The sequence below is a fragment of the Micromonospora sp. NPDC049799 genome (assembly GCF_040656655.1).
Lineage (GTDB): Bacteria > Actinomycetota > Actinomycetes > Mycobacteriales > Micromonosporaceae > Micromonospora.
Genome location: NZ_JBFAMU010000514.1, coordinates 1 through 3,457, shown reverse-complemented (window position 1 = coordinate 3,457; position 3,457 = coordinate 1). Strand labels below are relative to the sequence as shown.

The window sequence follows — 3,457 nt, the reverse complement described above, 5'->3', positions numbered from 1 at the left end:
CGGGCTGCCCCTGGGTGCTCATGCACTGGCGGGGACACTCGCGCCACATGGGTGAGCTGGCCCGCTACCGCGACGTCGTCGCCGACGTCCGCGCCTGGCTACGTGACCCCGCTGGTGCGCAAGCTGGCCGGCGAGCACGGCGTCGATCTGTCGTCGGTCAACGGCACCGGCGTCGGTGGCCGGATCCGCAAGCAGGACGTGCTGGACGCGGCCGAGAAGGCCAAGGCGGCGAAGGCGGCCCCGGCGCCGCAGCAGCCCGCCGCGGCGGCGGCCCCTGCCCAGCCGGCGGCGAAGCCGCAGCCGAGCACCAAGCGCGGTACGACCGAGAAGCTGCCCCGGATCCGTGCGGCCATCGCCAAGCGGATGCACGAGTCGCTGCACGAGATGGCGCAGCTCACCACGGTCGTCGAGGTGGACGTCACCAGGATCGCCAAGCTGCGGGCGCGGGCGAAGGACTCCTTCGTGCAGCGGCACGGCGTCAAGCTGTCCTTCCTGCCGTTCTTCGCCCTCGCCGCCGTCGAGGCGCTGCAGACCCATCCGATCGTCAACGCCCGGATGGACCTGGCGGGCGGGACCATCACCTACCCGGAGGCCGAGCACCTCGGCATCGCGGTCGACACCGAGCGCGGTCTCCTGGTGCCGGTCATCCACAACGCCGGCGACCTCAACCTCGGCGGCATCGCCAAGCGGGTCGCCGATCTGGCCGAGCGCACCCGGACCAACAAGATCAGCCCGGACGAGATCGCCGGCGCGACCTTCACGCTGACCAACACGGGCAGCCGGGGCGCGCTCTTCGACACCCCGATCGTGCCGTCGCCGCAGTCGGCGATGCTCGGCACGGGTGCCGTGGTGAAGCGGCCGGTCGTGGTCAACGACCCGGACCTGGGTGAGGTCGTCGCCGTCCGGTCGATGATCTACCTGGCCCTGTCGTACGACCACCGCCTGATCGACGGCGCCGACGCCGCTCGTTTCCTGTCGACGATCAAGGAGCGCCTGGAGGCCGGCAACTTCGAGGCCGAGCTGGGTCTGTAGCAACGAGTACGACGAGAGGGGCGTCCCGGACGGGGCGCCCCTCTCGCGTACCCGGTCAGGACCCGAGCGACTCCACCGGCTGACCCGATTCGGGCCCACCCCGCACGACCCGCTGGGAGAGTGGGTCGGTGGGCGGTCTCCGGTGGCGCAGTCGGCTGGGGCCTGCCGTCGCCGTCGCCCCCGGCGCCCGGGTGGACAAGTTCGAGGTCTTCTTCGACCTGGTCTTCGTCTTCTCGTTCTTCATCATCACGCGGGCCACCGCCATGGACATCAACGGCCGGCAGCTCCTGCACGCGATGCTGGTGCTCGCCGTGCTCTGGTGGTGCTGGGTGATCCACAGCGTGGTCGCCACCCGGGTCCGGCTCGGCGTCGGGTTCGTGCCGGTGCTGATGGTGATCGGCATGGCGGCGTTGTTCTGCTTCGCGCTCGCCCTGCCCCAGGCCTTCGGTGACCCGCGAGAGGGGGCGGCCGGGCCGGCGGTGGTGGCGATCAGCTACGTGGTGATCCGCGCCGTGCACCTCGTGCTCTACCTGCACATGGTGCGGGACAGCCCGGACGAGCGCCGGCAGCTGCGCCACTTCACGCCGGAGATCTTCGTCAGCACCCTCCTGCTGGCCGCGGCGGCGCTCGTGCCACCCCGGATCGACGATCCGGGCCAGGCCACCATGGTGCGGGACATGCTGTGGCTGGCGGTCGTCGTGCTCCAGTACGCCACCGGGCTGATCGCCGGCACCTGGGGCTGGGGGATCACCTCGGCCGAGCACTGGACCGAACGGTACGACCTCATCCTGATCATCGCCCTGGGCGAGTCGGTCATCTCCGTCGGCGTCGGCAGCAACCTGCTCGGCCAGCCACCCACCTGGTCGGCGGTCACCGCCGCCGTCCTCGGCATCGTCTTCACCGCCGCCCTCTGGTGGGCGCACTACGACATGATCGGGCCGGCCGCGCGGATCGCCCTGCACGCCGCGGAGGGCCGGCCACGGGTGGCGATGGCCCGCGACGCGTACGCCTACCTGTACCTGCCGATGATCGCCGGCATCATCCTGTTCGCCCTGGGCGCCGAGGAGATCGTGCACGAGATCGCCGACCCGAAGATCCCGATCGCCGAGCCGGCACACGGGCCGGCCGTGCCGCTGCTCTTCGGCGGGGTGGCCTGCTTCCTGTCGGCGAACATGCTGTTCCAGCTGCGCACCCTACGGACGGTGTCGTGGACCCGGGTCGCCACGGTGCTGCTGCTCCTCGCCGCCATCCCGGTCGGCATGCACCTGCCGGGGCTCGCCACCCTCGGCCTGCTCACCGCGATCTGCGTAGGGCTCGTCGCGGCGGAGGTGGTGGTCTTCGCCGAGGGGCGGCGGGCCCTGCACGCGGTCGTCTTCGAGGAGCGGACCACCCACGAGTCGCACGAGGCGGCGTGGCGCGCGCGCTGGAAGGAGAAGCCCCCTGACGACCCCTCGACCTGACGCCCCCACCGTCGAGGCGTGCTCGCGTAGGTTGGCGGAAGCGTCGCGGTGTACCCGGCACGGAGACCGCCGAGGGCACGGAGGCGCGCGACCGCATGGGAACCACATGCCACCACCCCCGCCGTACGGGCGCCTGCGCGCCCTCGGCCACCACCTCGTCGAGATCCACCTCTGGCTCCGCGAGGAGCTGGACCGCATCCGCGACGGCCTGGACGCGGACGGCCCCGGCGTACGCCCTCGGGAGCTGCGGGCCCACTGCCTGGCCTTCTGCGCGAGCCTGACCCGGCACCACACCGGCGAGGACACCGGGGCGTTCCGGGTGCTCGCCGCGCAGGTGCCGGAGCTGCGGCCGGTGCTGCGCGAGCTGGAGGCCGACCACCGGCTCGTCGAGGCCGCGCTGCGCCGGGTCGAGGACCTGCTCGACTCCCGCCACCCGGTCGAGGAGGTCCGCAACGAGCTGGACACGCTCGCCGCGCTGCTGGAGACCCATTTCCTCTACGAGGAGAAGAAGCTGACCGCGGCCCTCAACGCGCTGGAGGACGGCCGCACCGAGGAGCTGCTCGGGGTCCCGCTGCCACCCGAGGACCGCTGATCTGCCGGTAGCAGAAACGGCCCGCGCGGGCTCGCCGCCGGACCGCGCCGACGGCAGGCTGGGACGGGTGACGACCTTCTCGCTCCAGGCCTCCCCCACCGACGCCGCCGACTGGCTGGACCTGGCCCGCCGGGCGGAGGCGGCCGGCTTCGACGCCCTGTTCGCCGCCGACCATCCGGGGGCGGTGGCGTCGCCGTTCGTCACCCTCGCCGCCGCGGCGGCGGTGACGAGCAGGCTGGGCCTGGGGTCGTACGTCTCGAACGCCGGCGTCCGTGAGCCGGCCCTGCTCGCCGCGGACGTCGCCACCCTCGACCTGGTGTCCGGGGGGCGGGCCCGGCTGGGGGCCCTCACCTACGGTGACGTCACCGACTTC

Annotated in this window: 4 protein-coding genes; all 4 read left to right on the top strand. The window is 72.7% G+C overall.

All coding sequences use genetic code 11. From position 1 onward, the window contains the following. A partial coding sequence (gene sucB, locus AB0I76_RS25475) for a 2-oxoglutarate dehydrogenase, E2 component, dihydrolipoamide succinyltransferase (RefSeq protein WP_357040299.1) occupies nt 1-1,032 on the top strand: 1,032 nt, incomplete at its 5' end. Nucleotides 1,033-1,160: 128 nt separating this feature from the next. Continuing rightward, nucleotides 1,161-2,492, top strand: coding sequence for a low temperature requirement protein A (locus AB0I76_RS25470; protein WP_357040296.1), 1,332 nt, complete (start codon nt 1,161-1,163; stop codon nt 2,490-2,492). Nucleotides 2,493-2,598: 106 nt separating this feature from the next. Beyond that, nucleotides 2,599-3,084, top strand: a complete 486-nt coding sequence (locus tag AB0I76_RS25465) for a hemerythrin domain-containing protein (RefSeq protein ID WP_357040293.1) — start codon at nt 2,599-2,601, stop codon at nt 3,082-3,084. Between the two features lie 67 nt (nt 3,085-3,151). Continuing rightward, nucleotides 3,152-3,457, top strand: a 306-nt coding sequence (locus AB0I76_RS25460) for an LLM class flavin-dependent oxidoreductase (RefSeq protein ID WP_357040290.1), incomplete at its 3' end; no start/stop codon positions are given.

Bases quoted from the DNA above. Each gene is read 5' to 3' on its own strand.
- AB0I76_RS25465 (WP_357040293.1), top strand. From the start codon at position 2,599: ATGCCACCACCCCCGCCGTACGGGCGCCTGCGCGCCCTCGGCCACCAC.